The sequence below is a fragment of the Pandoraea commovens genome (assembly GCF_902459615.1).
GTDB classification, from domain to species: domain Bacteria; phylum Pseudomonadota; class Gammaproteobacteria; order Burkholderiales; family Burkholderiaceae; genus Pandoraea; species Pandoraea commovens.
The window spans coordinates 36,442-51,055 of sequence record NZ_CABPSA010000007.1; the positions used below are offsets into that span (position 1 = coordinate 36,442).

General features: G+C 62.2%; 14 protein-coding genes. 3 read left to right on the forward strand and 11 right to left on the reverse strand.

Annotation, left to right across the window (positions count from 1 at the left end; translation table 11 throughout):
* Positions 1-79 precede the first annotated feature (79 nt).
* On the forward strand, positions 80-754 hold the full coding sequence (locus PCO31010_RS18990) for a GntR family transcriptional regulator (protein WP_150665649.1): 675 nt from the start codon (positions 80-82) through the stop codon (positions 752-754).
* A 7-nt stretch (positions 755-761) separates the two neighbouring features.
* On the opposite strand, the gene PCO31010_RS18995 is transcribed toward PCO31010_RS18990, so the two are convergent.
* On the reverse strand, positions 762-1,481 hold the full coding sequence (locus PCO31010_RS18995; RefSeq protein WP_150665650.1) for a GntR family transcriptional regulator: 720 nt from the start codon (positions 1,479-1,481) through the stop codon (positions 762-764).
* Positions 1,482-1,790: 309 nt separating this feature from the next.
* On the opposite strand from PCO31010_RS18995, the gene PCO31010_RS19000 reads away from it, so the two are divergent.
* Positions 1,791-2,549 carry a 2-keto-4-pentenoate hydratase gene (locus tag PCO31010_RS19000; protein WP_150665651.1) on the forward strand — a complete coding sequence of 253 codons (759 nt, stop codon included), beginning with the start codon at positions 1,791-1,793 and terminating at the stop codon, positions 2,547-2,549.
* Between the two features lie 74 nt (positions 2,550-2,623).
* On the opposite strand, the gene PCO31010_RS19005 is transcribed toward PCO31010_RS19000, so the two are convergent.
* The 6 genes from PCO31010_RS19005 to PCO31010_RS26980 all read right to left on the reverse strand — a co-directional run bounded on the left by PCO31010_RS19005 (position 2,624) and on the right by PCO31010_RS26980 (position 8,700).
* Positions 2,624-3,883 carry an MFS transporter gene (locus PCO31010_RS19005; protein WP_150665652.1) on the reverse strand — a complete coding sequence of 420 codons (1,260 nt, stop codon included), beginning with the start codon at positions 3,881-3,883 and terminating at the stop codon, positions 2,624-2,626.
* Between the two features lie 438 nt (positions 3,884-4,321).
* On the reverse strand, positions 4,322-5,272 hold the full coding sequence (locus PCO31010_RS19010; RefSeq protein WP_150665653.1) for a LysR family transcriptional regulator: 951 nt from the start codon (positions 5,270-5,272) through the stop codon (positions 4,322-4,324).
* Positions 5,273-5,355: 83 nt separating this feature from the next.
* Entirely contained in the window at positions 5,356-6,795 is a 1,440-nt protein-coding gene (locus tag PCO31010_RS19015; RefSeq protein WP_150665654.1) for an NAD(P)(+) transhydrogenase (Re/Si-specific) subunit beta, read from the reverse strand.
* Position 6,796: 1 nt separating this feature from the next.
* A complete protein-coding gene (locus PCO31010_RS19020) occupies positions 6,797-7,138 on the reverse strand; it encodes an NAD(P) transhydrogenase subunit alpha part 2 (protein ID WP_039399633.1) in 342 nt (113 codons plus the stop codon).
* A 14-nt stretch (positions 7,139-7,152) separates the two neighbouring features.
* Complete coding sequence (locus PCO31010_RS19025) at positions 7,153-8,283, reverse strand: Re/Si-specific NAD(P)(+) transhydrogenase subunit alpha (protein ID WP_039399634.1); 1,131 nt, start codon at positions 8,281-8,283, stop codon at positions 7,153-7,155.
* 42 nt (positions 8,284-8,325) lie between these two features.
* Positions 8,326-8,700, reverse strand: a complete 375-nt coding sequence (locus tag PCO31010_RS26980; RefSeq protein WP_246184683.1) for an HAD family hydrolase — start codon at positions 8,698-8,700, stop codon at positions 8,326-8,328.
* A gap of 207 nt (positions 8,701-8,907) precedes the next feature.
* On the opposite strand from PCO31010_RS26980, the gene PCO31010_RS19035 reads away from it, so the two are divergent.
* Positions 8,908-9,864 carry a LysR family transcriptional regulator gene (locus PCO31010_RS19035; protein WP_150665655.1) on the forward strand — a complete coding sequence of 319 codons (957 nt, stop codon included), beginning with the start codon at positions 8,908-8,910 and terminating at the stop codon, positions 9,862-9,864.
* 126 nt (positions 9,865-9,990) lie between these two features.
* Here the strand turns inward: PCO31010_RS19035 and PCO31010_RS19040 are convergent, their stop codons facing one another.
* From PCO31010_RS19040 to frc (PCO31010_RS19055), 4 genes are all read right to left on the reverse strand, one after another.
* Complete coding sequence (locus PCO31010_RS19040; RefSeq protein WP_150665656.1) at positions 9,991-10,764, reverse strand: fumarylacetoacetate hydrolase family protein; 774 nt, start codon at positions 10,762-10,764, stop codon at positions 9,991-9,993.
* Positions 10,765-10,905: 141 nt separating this feature from the next.
* Positions 10,906-12,153 (reverse strand): formyl-CoA transferase, encoded by a 1,248-nt coding sequence (gene frc / locus PCO31010_RS19045; protein ID WP_150576530.1) that lies wholly within the window; start codon positions 12,151-12,153, stop codon positions 10,906-10,908.
* A gap of 546 nt (positions 12,154-12,699) precedes the next feature.
* Complete coding sequence (locus tag PCO31010_RS19050) at positions 12,700-13,140, reverse strand: PAS domain-containing protein (RefSeq protein ID WP_150665657.1); 441 nt, start codon at positions 13,138-13,140, stop codon at positions 12,700-12,702.
* A 221-nt stretch (positions 13,141-13,361) separates the two neighbouring features.
* Positions 13,362-14,612 carry a formyl-CoA transferase gene (gene frc / locus PCO31010_RS19055; protein ID WP_150576527.1) on the reverse strand — a complete coding sequence of 417 codons (1,251 nt, stop codon included), beginning with the start codon at positions 14,610-14,612 and terminating at the stop codon, positions 13,362-13,364.
* Positions 14,613-14,614 lie beyond the last annotated feature (2 nt).

Below are 14,614 nucleotides of genomic sequence, written 5' to 3' on the forward strand. Positions count from 1 at the left end.
TTGAATATCAGGCGATTGCCGATTGACGCCCTCGGTGATCGACATCAAAATTGGTATTCCAACCTCAACACCCCCGCACATGAGCACCACCGCTTCGCTGAATGCCGCCGCGTATGACGCCCTCAAGGCACGCATCGTGCGCGGGGACCTGCGCCCCGGCGCGCCATTGTCCGAGCGCGCCCTGTGCGACGAACTCGCGGTGTCGCGCACGCCGCTGCGCGAGGCGCTCAAGCGGCTGGCCAACGAAGGACTGGTGGAAATCTCGGAGACACGGCGGGCACGCGTGGCGCGAGTGAGCGTCGATGAAGTCGTGAACCTGCTGGCGGTGATGGCGGTGTTGGAAGGACTCTCGGGAGAGCAGGCGTGCGAGAAGGCCTCGGAGGCCGACCTCGATGAACTCACCCGACTACAAGAGGAGATGGAGTCGGCGTACGCACGTACCGATCACGCCGCCTACTTCGCGCTCAATCAGCAGATCCACCTCAGCATTCTGCGCATGGCCGACAACGGCCCGCTGGCCGAGTATTTCCACAATCTCAACGCGCGCTTGCGCCATGTACGGGAGCGCCTGACGCCGACGCCCGAACGGTGGCGTCAGGCCGTGGACGAACATGCGGAGATGCTGGCGTTGCTGCGCCGACGCGATGGAAAGCGGCTTCGCACATTGATGGAAGCGCACTTGCGCAGCAAGACCGACGCCTATGTGGCGGCCATGCTCAACGAAGGACTCGTGAGCATGAGTCGCGCCGCCTGACGGACGGTCAGGCCGCCACGCGTTTATTGGCAAGCACCGCCGCGCACTTCGCCATCAGATGCACGCGCAGCAGTCGCCCGAGCGTGGCGCCGTCGCGCTGACGCAAGGCATGGAGAATCTCGACGTGCTCTTCGATAGCGCGATCCCACTTCCCCGCATGCAGGTTGGAGCGAAAGCGCAGCGCCTGAAGCCGATGATTGACCGACTGATACATCTGCGTGAGCGCCGGATTGCGCGCCGCGACGTTGATGCGGTCGTGAATGCGCTGATTGCAGTCGAAGTAGCCCGACAGATCGCCGTTGGCATGGCAAGCGTCCATCGCACTATGCAGCTCCTGAATCTCGTCGATCTCGGCTTGCGTGATGCGCTGGCACGCCAGCTCACCGGCCAGCGCCTCCAGACCGCTCAGGAGTTCGAAGGCATCGGAGATATCGCTCGCGGACAACGTCACAACGCGCGCCCCGCGATTCGGCAGCAGATCGATCAGACGTTCGACGGCGAGCATCTTCAGCGCCTCGCGCAGCGGCGTGCGCGACACCCCCAATTGCTCGCACAGCGCACGTTCGTTCAGATGGGCGCCGGGCGGCAGAACGCCCTCGGTGATCATCTTGCGCAGCCTGTCCATCACGGCGAGATGCAGCGCCTGACGGCTGATGGGTTGACTCCCGCCTGTGTCTGGCGGATGAATAGCGGGGTCGCGTACGGCGTTCAATGTCACGGAGTGCATAAGCTTGCCCTGGTCATTCGTTTTAGGAAGAAAGACAGCGACTGCCTGTAAAGCACCTTCGCGGACGACGGCAAACCCGACCGAAGCCTCGCCACACGAAATATTTCGGTTTGCGATCAAATATTACGAAATATTACGAAGACCGATTCTCGCAGATCGATGCAGTTTTGACTACGTTATGTGGTGTTTTCACTAAGTACGCGACATGTTTGCGCCGCACCGCAACATCGCTCGGATTTTGGATACGATGTGGACAACTGTGTTCGGCAATCCACTGACGCAGCGCCCTTCCCTCTGGAGATTTGCAAGATGTTCGAGACCCAACCCGCCGTCGAGTCGCTGGCTCGCCTGCTCGCCGACACGCGTCGTGGCGACACGCCCATCGCCTCGCCAGCCCCGGCGCTGCTGCCGGTCGACGCCAACACCGCTTACGCAGTGCAACTGCGCACGCTCGATCTGCTCGGCGACACGATTGCGGCATGGAAAGTGGGCGCGAAAGCCCCGATGGACTTACCCAATTGCGCGCCGATCCCGGCGTCGGTGGTCAGCAACGCTGGTGGCGCACTCGCGCTGAACGACTTCTTCCGCCCCGGGCTAGAACTGGAGATCGCTTTCCGCCTGTCGCGCGACATCAAGCCGGGCCGCTATGAAGAACGTGAAGCCATGATGTTCGTGGACGACATGCTCGCCACCATCGAAATCACCGACAGCCGTTTCGCGGAGAAGGGACTCGACAGCCGCTTTGCGCTGGCCGACCTTCAGAACAACGGGGCGCTCGTGATCGGCAGCGGTCGCGGATACGAGGCACGTTTCGATTACTCGCGCCCGAAGGCCGTCTTCTCGCTCGATGGTCGCGACATCACGCCCGCCAAGGTCTTCAACACGGGCGGCGACCCGCGCACGCTGCTCACGTGGCTCGTCAATCACAACGGCAAGCGCGGCATCACGATGCGCGCGGGCGCGATCGTGACCTGCGGCTCGTACGTCGGCATGATTCCCGCCACTGGTCCGGGTGAGCTGCGCGGCGTGATCGATGGCGTGGGCGAAGTCGCCGTGACGTTGAAGTAAGGAGAACGGCGCGTCCGGGGCATGGACCTTCGCAACGCGCCTGCCCTTGCTAGACAACCGGATGGGCTGCCAGCTCAGTGCTTTGCGGCGCGTCCGTCCACACCGGCCAGCATCTTCGGCGCGAGCAATGCGATGGGCACAATGCACAGCAGCCCCGCGCCGAGCGCGAATGGCAGGCTGATGCCGTGTGCGATGGCACCGATCAGCACTGGGCCGATCAGCAGCCCGAGGTAGGCGAGCTTCGCCATGACGGCAATCGCTTCTGCGCTCGCCATCCCGGCACCACGCGCCACTTCGCCCGACGCCGCAAACATCACCGGCATCACGTTCGACAAGCCGAGGCCCGCGAGTGCAAAGCCCGCCACCACGGCCGCCGGTTCACGCCAGAACAGCGCGAGCAACACGCCGCCGACACATAGCAAACTGCTCACGCGCAGCAAACGCGCGCCGCCAATGCGGGCGCGGACGGGATCGCCACCGAAGCGACCTGCGGCCATGCCGACGGAAAACGCCGCATAGCCCGCGCCGATCCACGCGCCCTGCGCCAGAACCACTTCGCGCATATACACGGCCGTCCAGTCATACATTGCGCCCTCCACCACCAGACCGAGGAACGCGAGGATGCCGAAGCCCGTCAGTTTGCGATGCAGCTTGCGACGCGACGCCTCGTCCAGCACGGGTGGCGGCGCGTGCTTGTGCGACGCTTCGCGCCCCTCGCCCGCTTCTGTCCGCGTCACCGGGGCTTCGCCCGGCATCATGTCTCGCTGCATGAAGCGCGCGCCGACGACGATCACCACCGCGCAGCCGAGCGCCGCCAGTCCGATATGCCACTGCGGCGAGCCGTGATGCGCGAGCCACGCGCCGCCCACGAGCGCACCGGCCATGCCGCCCAGACTGAAGCAGCCGTGCAGCGACGCCATGATCGGCTTGCGATAACGCGCTTCGAGCGTTGCGGCCTGCGCATTGACGGCCACGTCGTACGTCGCGTTCGCCGCGCCGTAAAGCGCCAGCCAGCCCACGAGGCCCCAGTAACTGGGCATCGACAGAATGAACGCGCTCGTGAGCGCCAGCGCAATGCCGGAGTGCAAGCTCGCGCGCTGACTACCTGCGCGCCCGACCCAGCGGGCCATGCGCGACATGGTGACGATGGCACCGCCCGCCACGGCGAACATCGCCACCGACAAGCTTGCATCGTTCAGGTCGAACATCGCCTTGACGGTGGGCACATGTACGCCCCACGTCGCATACAGGAATCCGCTGCAAAACAGCAATGCCATCGTTGCCGCGCGCGCAGGCCAAAAGCCCGTGCGCGGCTTCGCGATTTCAGAAGTCATGGGAATTGAAGAAGTGCGGGAATTCTGGGGTGACGAGGCAGAGAACACTACCTGGTCGTCATGAACGTTTTGATGCGGTCGACGAGCGTCCGACGTTGCGGATCTCGCAATTGATGTTGAGAATTCTAGCGCACTCTATGTGACAGCACAGTGCACTTTCGGCAACGTCGTCGCGAATCCCGCTCAACGCGTGCGCGCACGGCGGCGTGCGACCGCCCACGACTTATCCACCGTTTTTGTTCACAAGGCTGTGGACAACGAACGGGGACAACGTGCCAAGCACTTGATCGGTATGGAGATTTCGACGCAGGCGATCAGGCGGCGGCGCCCGCAGGCAAAAGACGGGCAGGCACCGCCGATTTATCCACAGATTTTGTGTTCAAGTCTGTGGACAAGTCCTTGATGAGAGGACTCAAGTGGTTGATTCAACTCAGAGAATCATTGCGCAGCGAGCGTCGAAGCAGCGCTGATCTGCTCCGGCGTGAGTGCAAATCCCTTGTTCCGTTCGCGCACCACGCGGTGAATCAACTCCCACACCGTATGCGCGACGGGCGAGAGCGAGCGGTTCTTGCGACGCACGAGCACGATGTTGCGCTCGAAGGCGGGCAGCAGCGGACGCACGGCGAGCGTGGAATTCTCCGGCAGCGGCAACGCCAGCGGCGGCAGCACGCTCACGCCCAGCCCTTCCTGCACCATGCGGAAAATTGTGCTGACATGCCCCAGCTCCTGCGTGATGGTCCCCTGCACTTTCTGCGTGGTGAGCGCGCGGTCGATCAGCGGACGGCTACCCGAACTCTGGTTGAGCAGCACGAGGTTCTCGCCCGACAACTCCGACCAGTGCACAGCGCCTTGCATTGCCAGCGGGTGATCGTTGCGGCACACGAGGCAAAACGGTTCGCTCATCAGATGCTCGGTCGTCAGATCGTCGGCACCTTGCGGGGCCACCACGATGCCGAAGTCGACATCGCCCGCGCGCACGCTGTCGAGCACGGCGCGTTGCATCTGGTCGACGAGTGCGAGCGCGATGTCCGGATAGGTGGCTTGCGAAGCGAGCAACACGCGCGGCATGAGCGTCGCGGAGATGGTCGGTGCTGCGCCAATGCGTACACGACCGGTGGTGCGCGCCTCTGCCCCGTGGGTCTGGAGCAACGCGATTTCGAGTTCGTCGAGCACGCGATCGAGGTTGGTGGCGAGCGTGACACCCGCGTCGGTGAGTGCGACCTCGCGCGTCGTGCGGTCGACGAGGCGCAGGCCGAGTTGCCCTTCGAGTTCGTTGATGCAGCGGCTGATGGCCGGTTGTGTCAGGCCGATCTCGGCGCCCGCGCGACTGAAATTCTTGCTGCGCGCCACGACCATGAAGACCTTGAGTTGTCTCAGCGATACGTTCATAAAGCCTGCCCGTAAGTATTCGAACTAGCCACAAATGACTCAGGCGCGCCGCCCACGGCGGCGCGCCTCCGTACATGCTTCGATCAGGCCGCTGCCTTGACCATTTCCTCGATCACCTTCTTCGCGTCGCCGAAGACCATCATGGTCTTGTCGAGATAGAAGAGATCGTTATCCAGCCCGGCATAACCGGCGGCCATCGAGCGCTTGTTGACGATGATCGTCTTGGCCTTGTAAGCCTCGATGATCGGCATGCCAGCGATCGGTGATTGCGGATCGTTCTTCGCGGCCGGGTTCACCACGTCGTTGGCGCCCAACACCAGCACCACGTCCGTCTGACCGAATTCGCCGTTGATTTCGTCCATCTCCAGCACCTGGTCGTACGGCACTTCGGCTTCGGCCAGCAGCACGTTCATATGCCCCGGCATACGCCCCGCCACCGGGTGAATCGCGTAACGTACGCTCACGCCCTTCTCGATCAGCTTGTCCGTCAGTTCCTTGAGAGCATGCTGCGCACGTGCCACGGCCAGACCGTAACCCGGCACGATCACCAGCGATTCGGCGTTGCTCATGAGGAACGCTGCGTCGTCGGGCGAGCCGGACTTCACCGGACGCTGTTGCTGTTCGCCCGCCGCAGCACCCGCGGCCGGGGTCGCACCGAAGCCGCCGAGAATCACGTTGAAGAACGAGCGGTTCATCGCCTTACACATGATGTACGACAGGATCGCGCCGGACGAGCCGACCAGCGAACCCGCGATGATCAGCATCGGGTTGTTCAGCGAGAAGCCGATGCCCGCTGCTGCCCAGCCCGAGTACGAGTTCAGCATCGAGACCACGACCGGCATGTCTGCGCCGCCAATCGGGATGATGATGAGCACGCCGAGCACGAAGGCGATGGCGGTCATGATGACGAACGGCGTCCAGCTCAGCGTCGTGAAGAACGCAACGCCGAAGCCGAGCATCGCAATCGCGAGCGCCAGGTTCACGAAGTGCTGGCCCTTGAACACGACCGGCGCGCCCTGGAACAGACGGAACTTGTACTTGCCCGAAAGCTTGCCGAAGGCGATGACCGAACCCGAGAACGTGATCGCGCCGACGAACGTGCCGATGAACAGTTCGATGCGGTTGCCCGGGGGCAGTGCCTCACCTGCGGCGACGATACCGAACGCTGCCGGCTCTGCCACCGCAGCGACAGCGATACACACCGCCGCCAGACCGATCAGCGAGTGCATGGCGGCCACGAGTTCCGGCATCTTCGTCATCTCGACCTTGCGGGCGACGTAGGCACCGATACCGCCACCGACAACCAGACCCGCGAGGATCAGTCCCAGACCGGAGAAATTGCCGCCAGAGAGCTTGCGCAACTCGAAGATCAGCGCCACGGTCGTCACGGCCGCAATCGTCATGCCGATCATGCCGAAGGCATTGCCGCGACGCGCCATGCGCGGGTTCGACAAGCCCTTGAGCGCCTGAATGAAACAGATCGACGCGACCAGATACAACAGCGTCACAAGATTCATGCTCATGTCAGTGCGCTCCCTTTGCTGCCGATTCGTCGTTAGCCGCCTTGGCAGGGGCCTTATCCTTTTTCTTGAACATCTCCAGCATGCGCTGCGTGACGAGGAAGCCCCCGAACACGTTCACCGCTGCAAGCGCCACCGCCACCACACCCATCGTCTTGCCGAGGTTGCCTTCGGTGAGACCGGCGGCCAGCATTGCGCCTACGATCACGATGGCCGAGATCGCATTGGTCACCGCCATGAGCGGCGTGTGCAGCGCAGGCGTGACGTTCCACACCACGTGATAGCCGACGTACACCGCCAGCACGAAGATGATCAGGTTGATCACCGTGTGATTAATCAATTCCATGACAGAGCCTCCCCTTATGCCGCACGCAGCACTTGACCGTCGCGGCACATCAGGCACGCACTGACGATGTCGTCGTTGGTATCGATGACGAACTGACCTTCCTTGTCGATGACGAGCTTCAGGAAGTCGAGCACGTTACGGGCATAAAGCGCGGAAGCGTCCGCAGCCACCATACCGGCAAGGTTGGTGTACCCCGCGATGGTCACGCCGTGCACTTTGACGACTTCGTCGGCTACCGACAGCGGGCAGTTGCCGCCGCCGTTGGCACCGCGCCCGGCCGCCAGATCGATGATCACCGAGCCGGGCTTCATGGCTTTGACGGTGTCTTCGCTAATGAGCGTCGGCGCGGCACGGCCCGGAATCAGGGCGGTGGAGATGACGATGTCGGCCTGCGTCAGACGCGTGTGCACCAGTTGCGCCTGACGCGCGAGCCATGCCGCAGGCATCGGGCGAGCGTAACCGCCCACACCCTTGGCGATCTCGCGTTCTTCGTCGGTCTCGAACGGCACGTCGATGAACTTCGCGCCGAGCGATTCGATCTGCTCACGCACCGCCGGACGCACGTCCGACGCTTCGATCACCGCGCCCAGACGCTTGGCCGTCGCAATGGCTTGCAAGCCAGCAACGCCAGCACCGAGTACGACCAGGCGCGCAGCCTTCACCGTACCGGCAGCCGTCATCAGCATCGGCATGAAGCGTTGATAGAGGTTCGCAGCGAGCATCACGGCCTTGTAGCCAGCGATGTTGGCCTGCGAGGAGAGGACGTCCATGCTTTGCGCACGCGTAGTGCGCGGTGCGGCTTCGAGCGCGAAGCCGATGATACCGGCCGCCGCCATCCGCGCATTGTTCTCGGCATCGAACGGATTGAGCATGCCGACGACCACCGCACCGCGACGCATCTGCGCGATCTCGGCCACCGACGGCGCACGGACCTTCAGCACCATCTCGGCACCGAACGCCTCGGCAGCGCTGCCGGTCGATGCGCCCGCTGCGACATACGCCGCATCCGGTACGCTCGCCGCCTCGCCTGCGCTCTGCTCCACGGTGACGCGATGTCCTGCGCTCACCAGCTTCTTCACCGTTTCCGGTGTGGCCGCGACGCGGGATTCGCCGTCGGCCGTCTCCTTTGGAATGCCAATATGCATAGTTATTGTCTCGGGGTCTGAGCCCCTGTCGTGTTGTGAAACTCAGGCCGCAACGGCTCTCGGCGCTTGCATCGAACGGCCTTCGTTGGCCGCTTCGAAGCAACGCACCTTGGTGCAGTGAATCAGATCGCACAGGAATTCCGGCTCGTAAGCGCGCAGCAGGTGCGGCTGATGTCCGTCGAGGTAGGCCCCGATCATCACCAGCTCGGCCATGCGCAACGCTTGCGCCGAAACGCCTTCGAGATACGCCAGCGGCAAATCCTGATTGCCGGTGGTGTGCAGCAAACGGGTGTAGGTGTGGTTATCCCAATACCAGTCCAGACCCAGTTCGACGAATGCGTTGTTGAACGCATGCAGATGAGCGTTAGCAACCGGTGCCATAGCGGCGGGTTTGATATGCGATTCGATGACCGACATGATGGCGTCTCCCAAAATAGTGATCGTCCAAACCCGCTTGCTTCTCTGGCGCGACGCATCCTCCAACGCTTTGCTGTCACACCGCCTTCATGCGGGCTGCCATTGCAGATTACGCAGCCCGACATATAAAAGACAGTTAAAGTTAATTATGCAAACCATCAACGATTACTTATACTTCCCGGAGCACATCATGCACATCGATCAAACATGAAACACGCCACACTCCGTCAGCTGAAAGTCTTCGAAGCCGTGGCGCGCCATCTGAGCTTTTCGCGCGCGGCCGAAGAACTTCACCTCACACAACCGGCCGTCTCGACGCAGGTCAAGCAGCTTGAAACACACGCCGGACTGCCGCTCTTCGAGCAACTGGGCAAGAAAATTTTCCTGACGCCCGCGGGCGCCGAGATGCTGCATTACAGCCGCGCGATCATCGCCCTCTTTCGCGAAACCGAAGAGGCGATGGATCACCTCAAAGGCATTACCGGCGGCAAACTCAACGTGGCCGTCATCAGCGCGGGCGACTACTTCTTCCCGCGCCTGCTGGCAGCGTTCACGGCACGCTATCCCGGCGTCACGCTCAACCTCACGGTGCATAACCGCGAGGAACTGTTGCACCAGTTGACCGAAAACCTGACCGATTTGGCGGTGATGGTGCGTCCGCCTCACGAGATCGACACGATCAACGAAGCTTTCGCGCCGCACCCTTACATCATCGTGGCCCCGCCCGGTCATGCGCTGGCCGGTCAGAAGCAGATTCCGTTCTCACGGCTGACGCAAGAACCGTTCATCAGCCGGGAGCGCGGCTCCGACACCTGGAATTCCTTACAGGACGCTTTCGGTCATCGCACACAGCAACTGAAAATTGCGATGGAAATTTCCAGCACGGAAACCATCAAGCAGGCGGTGATTGCGGGCATGGGGATCAGCTTCCTGTCCGCGCACACCGTCGGCATGGAGTTGCAGACGGGGCAGTTGACGGTGCTCGACGTGCAGGGCTTTCCGGCATGGCAAAGCTGGTACGTCGTGCATCGCCGCAGCAAACGGCTGCCGCCGGTCGCACTCGCTTTCCGTCAGTTCCTGCTCTCGGAAGGCGCAGCGCTGATCGACGGGATGATGGCCTACAAAAGCACCGTGCCGCCGCCCTCAGGCAGCGACACGAAATAGGCATCCAACGCCCTCACTGCTCCCATACCCTGGCAGATCGCGAAGATCTGCCGAATGAAAAAGGGCGATCGGCTCAGGCCATTGCCACCCCGGCCGACCACCATGAAATCGCTTGCGAGGTGCCGGTCAACCGCCCATGCGGTTAGCCAGCGTGCCGAGTCCGTCGATGCTCACTTCCACCAGCGCGCCCTCTTTCATCGAGCCCACGCCGATCGACGTGCCCACCGCGATCACATCGCCGGGCAGCAGCGTCATGTCCTGCGACAGACGCGCAACGAGCTGCCACGGATTGAAGATCATGTCGGCGAGCGGGTAGCGCTGACGCTCCGTGCCGTCGAGCGTCGTGACCAGTTCGGCCTCGCGCCAGTCGAAGTCCTCGGCAATGAACGGGCCGAGGCAGCCGAAGGTGTCGAAGCCCTTGGCGCGCGTCCATTGTGCGAAGTTGCCGTCCTGCTCGATGATTTCAGCGGCCGTCACGTCGTTGACCAGCGTGTAGCCGAGGATGTAGTCGCGCGCGACTTCCTCGCTGACGTTGCTCGCTTGCTTGCCGATGACGATGCCCAGCTCGCCCTCGAAGACGATCTTCCCGGCATACGACGCCGGGCGACGAATCACCGCGTCGGGACCGTTGAGCGTGGTCGCAGGCTTGATGAGGAAGAGCGGATGCGAAGGCGCCGCCTTGCCGAGCTTCGCGCCGAGCGCGTGATAGTTGTTCCAGAGCGCCACGATTTTCGAGGGCTCGCACGGGCACAGCAGCTCGACCGCGTCGCGCGCAATCGTTGCCCCCGTGGCAACCGGCTGATCGTAGAGATCGCCGCGATGTTCGAGAATCTGATCGCCCTGCAGCAGGCCGAAGCCGATGCGGCCATGTGAGGTCTTGAAACGGGTCCAGAGCTTCATGCGTTTGCCATTCCTGTAGCGGCCCGGCAGCACGGCAACGTTCGCCATGTGTGCGCCGGGCACGATGTCTTGAAGTCATTCACATCTGCCTCTTGCAGACACTGGGGCGCCTTGCACACGCATTGCGCCCATTCAGATTCGTCAGACCGCGCCGACTTCGCGCAGCGCCGCGATCTGTTGCAGGCTGTAGCCGAATTCGCCGAGCACGTCGTCCGTGTGTTCGCCCAGCAGCGGCGAACGCTCCACGTGCGTGGGGCTGTCGGAGAGCTTGATCGGATTGCCGACGGTCAGGTACTTACCGCGCTTCGGGTGGTCGACTTCGACGATGGTGCCGGTCTCGCGCAGCGACATGTCTTCGGCGATTTCTTTCATCGACAGGATCGGTCCGCACGGAATGTCGTACTCGTTGAGAATGCCCATGACCTCGAACTTGGTCTTCGTCATGGTCCACTGCTCGACGGTGTCGAAGATCTCGCGCAGACGCGGCAGACGCGCACGCGGCGTGGCGTATTCGGGATGTTCGACCCATTCGGGCTTGCCGATCACCTTGCAGATCGAGCCCCACACGGGTGCCTGCGTGATGAAGTAGATGTACGCGTTCGGATCCGTCTCCCAGCCCTGGCACTTGAGAATCCAGCCTGGCTGACCGCCGCCTGAGGCATTACCTGCACGCGGCACCGCATCGCCGAACTGACCGTTCGGGAACTGCGGGTACTCTTCCATCACGCGCGCGCGCTCAAGGCGCTGCTGGTCGCGCAGCTTCACGCGGCAGAGGTTCAGCACGCCGTCCTGCATGGCGGCCAGCACGCGCTGGCCCTGTCCGGTCATGGTGCGCTGATACAGCGCCGTCACAATGCCCAGCGCCAGATGCAGGCCCGTGCCCGAGTCGCCGATCTGCGCACCCGTCACCATCGGCGGGCCGTCGTCGAAACCGGTGGTGGAGGCTGCGCCGCCCACGCACTGCGCCACGTTCTCGTAGACCTTGCAGTCCTGATACGGACCGGGGCCGAAGCCCTTCACCGAGGCCACGATCATGCGCGGGTTCAGCGAGTGAATGTGCTCCCAGGTGAAACCCATGCGATCGAGCGCGCCGGGTGCGAAGTTCTCCACGAGCACGTCGCAGTCGCGAATCATGCGCTCGAGCACCGCCTTGCCTTCCGGATGCTTCGTATCGAGCGTGATCGAACGCTTGTTGCTGTTGAGCATCGTGAAGTAGAGGCTGTCCGCGTCAGGAATGTCGCGCAGCTGATCGCGCGTCACATCACCGTGCCCCGCGCGTTCGATCTTGATCACGTCTGCGCCGAACCAGGCCAGCAATTGCGTACACGTTGGCCCGGACTGCACATGCGTGAAGTCGAGAATGCGCACACCTTCGAGTGCCTTTCCCATGGTTTGTCTCCTCCTGATGCGACGGCGTTTATGTAATGGGTGCGCGAGATTCCCCCGATAGCCGTTCTGAAAGCAGCCTCACACGTGGGTCTCACCGGATCTGACGACGGCTGTCGCCTCTTCGGGCGCCATCCCATTCGTCGATCGAATCTTGTGATATACGGTATTTCATACACGATATTTTATCAACGGCTTTTTGTTGCCGATGCGATTTGCTGTGTCGCCGCATTTCATCGTGAAAATCGCGCAGATCCCTATGAATAAAGGCACTCCGCATTGCAACATCATTCGATTTCTACCAGTGGAATACGGGTTTACAGGCATGTGTCACAAAGATGAAATGGGGCGACGGATGGGTCGATTTTGTATTCCCTCCTCTTAAATATATTGAATACAAAATACTTATCGGATGAAGCTCTCGCCTTTCACCATCGCTGAAAGCAAAAAAGCACCGGTGCGCATAGCGCATCGGTGCTTCGTTTGTAGTGTGCAGAGGTCAAGCTACGGCATTAAGCCGACGCCCCCTCCTCTACCGTTGTCAGTCCATCAACTTGCCGTGGCGGCGAGTTTCGCTTCCAGTTCGGCCACGCGCTTGCGCAACTGACGGTCTTCCTGAAAGCGTGCGGTCTCGTCGCGGATCACCGCCACGATGCCGGTCACTTCGCCCGCGTCGCCGTGCAGCAGCGCAACGGTAAAGGCAATCGACATGGCGCGGCCGTCCTTGTGCGCGGCGGGCACCTTGAGCAGATCGCTACCGTATTTGGTCTGGCCGGTCTCCATCGTCTTGGCGTAGCCTTCGTTGTGACGTGCCCGCAGCCGATCCGGAATGATGATGTCCAGCGGCTGACCGACCGCCTCTTCTGCCGAGAAACCGAACATCTTCTGCGCACCGGAATTCCAGAGCGTGATGATGTTTTGCGGGTCGGCCACGACGATGGCGTCGCCCACCACTTCTACCAACTGACCGACGTCGACGGATGCGCTCATGATGTCTCCAATAATCTTGTGGGGAATGCGATTGGCATGACTACCAAACATGCCAATAAAGTACATCAATTAGAGGACAACACGGTCCCGAAAATAAAAATGGGTGCCGACTCCGCAGGGAGCCGCACCCATGAACACCTTGCCTGCTTGCGAAATGCCCGCACCGCCGCCGCCCGCAGGCGGCGATGGCACGTGCGACATCGCGATGTTGCGTGACGGTCTTAGACCGAGCGCGACGTGTGCAGGTTAGCGATCTGGTCCTTGCTGTAACCCAGCTCGGCCAGGATCTCGTCGGTGTGCTCACCCAGCAGCGGCGAACCCGTGATTTCCGGCTTCAGACCCGAGAACTTGATCGGGCTGCCGACCGTCAGGTACGAACCACGTTCCTTGTGCGGCACTTCCACGATCGTGCCCGATGCGCGCAGCGACGGATCGTTGGCGATTTCCTTCATCGAGAGCACCGGAGCACACGGGATGTCGAACTTGCGCAGGATGTCGACCGCTTCGTACTTCGTCTTGTCGGCCAGCCAGGCTTCGATGGTCGCGAAGATGTCGAAGATGTGCGGTTGACGAGCTTGCGGCGTCGCGTAGTTCGGATCGCTGATCCACTCCGGCTTGCCCAGCGCGCGGCAGATCGGCTCCCAGGCGTGACCCTGAATCGTGAAGTAGATGTAAGCGTTCGGGTCCGTTTCCCAGCCCTTGCACTTGAGCACCCAGCCCGGCTGACCGCCACCGCCGGCGTTACCGCCGCGCGGCACGACGTCGCTGAACTCGCCATGCGGGTACTGCGGATACTCTTCGAGGTAGCCGATACGGTCCAGACGCTGCTGGTCGCGCAGCTTCACGCGGCACAGGTTGATGACCGAATCCTGCATCGAGACAGCGACCTTCTGGCCACGGCCCGTCTGACCACGGCCGATGATGGCCGTCAGAATACCGATCGCGAGGTGCATACCCGTGTTGCTGTCGCCCAGTGCAGCGGCCGACACCGTGGGGGGGCCGTCCCAGAAGCCCGTCGTCGATGCTGCGCCGCCTGCGCACTGCGCCACGTTCTCATACACCTTCAGGTCGTCGTAGTGGTGACCGTCCGAGAAGCCCTTCACCGAGGCCATGATCAGCTTCGGGTTGAGTTCGTTCAGACGTTCCCACGAGAAGCCCATGCGGTCGAGGGCGCCCGGGCCGAAGTTCTCCACCAGCACGTCGGATTCACGCACCAGCTTTTCGAGGACTTCCTTGCCTTCCTGCGTCTTCGTGTCCAGCGTCAATGAGCGCTTGTTGCTGTTGAGCATCGTGAAGTACAAGGCATCGGCGTCGGGGATGTCGCGCAGTTGGTTACGCGTAACGTCGCCCGAACCCGGGCGTTCCACCTTGATCACGTCAGCGCCGAACCAGGCCAGCAGCTGGGTACAAGCCGGGCCGGCCTGCACGTGCGTGAAGTCGATGATCTTGATTCCTTCGAGGGGTTTGCTCATGT

Excerpts from the sequence above, each read along its gene's own strand:
- PCO31010_RS18990 (WP_150665649.1), top strand. The coding sequence starts at position 80 with ATGAGCACCACCGCTTCGCTGAATGCCGCCGCGTATGACGCCCTCAAG.
- PCO31010_RS18995 (WP_150665650.1), bottom strand. The coding sequence starts at position 1,481 with ATGCACTCCGTGACATTGAACGCCGTACGCGACCCCGCTATTCATCCG.
- PCO31010_RS19000 (WP_150665651.1), top strand. The coding sequence starts at position 1,791 with ATGTTCGAGACCCAACCCGCCGTCGAGTCGCTGGCTCGCCTGCTCGCC.
- PCO31010_RS19005 (WP_150665652.1), bottom strand. The coding sequence starts at position 3,883 with ATGACTTCTGAAATCGCGAAGCCGCGCACGGGCTTTTGGCCTGCGCGC.
- PCO31010_RS19010 (WP_150665653.1), bottom strand. The coding sequence starts at position 5,272 with ATGAACGTATCGCTGAGACAACTCAAGGTCTTCATGGTCGTGGCGCGC.
- PCO31010_RS19015 (WP_150665654.1), bottom strand. The coding sequence starts at position 6,795 with ATGAGCATGAATCTTGTGACGCTGTTGTATCTGGTCGCGTCGATCTGT.
- PCO31010_RS19020 (WP_039399633.1), bottom strand. The coding sequence starts at position 7,138 with ATGGAATTGATTAATCACACGGTGATCAACCTGATCATCTTCGTGCTG.
- PCO31010_RS19025 (WP_039399634.1), bottom strand. The coding sequence starts at position 8,283 with ATGCATATTGGCATTCCAAAGGAGACGGCCGACGGCGAATCCCGCGTC.
- PCO31010_RS26980 (WP_246184683.1), bottom strand. The coding sequence starts at position 8,700 with ATGTCGGTCATCGAATCGCATATCAAACCCGCCGCTATGGCACCGGTT.
- PCO31010_RS19035 (WP_150665655.1), top strand. The coding sequence starts at position 8,908 with ATGAAACACGCCACACTCCGTCAGCTGAAAGTCTTCGAAGCCGTGGCG.
- PCO31010_RS19040 (WP_150665656.1), bottom strand. The coding sequence starts at position 10,764 with ATGAAGCTCTGGACCCGTTTCAAGACCTCACATGGCCGCATCGGCTTC.
- frc (WP_150576530.1), bottom strand. The coding sequence starts at position 12,153 with ATGGGAAAGGCACTCGAAGGTGTGCGCATTCTCGACTTCACGCATGTG.
- PCO31010_RS19050 (WP_150665657.1), bottom strand. The coding sequence starts at position 13,140 with ATGAGCGCATCCGTCGACGTCGGTCAGTTGGTAGAAGTGGTGGGCGAC.
- frc (WP_150576527.1), bottom strand. The coding sequence starts at position 14,612 with ATGAGCAAACCCCTCGAAGGAATCAAGATCATCGACTTCACGCACGTG.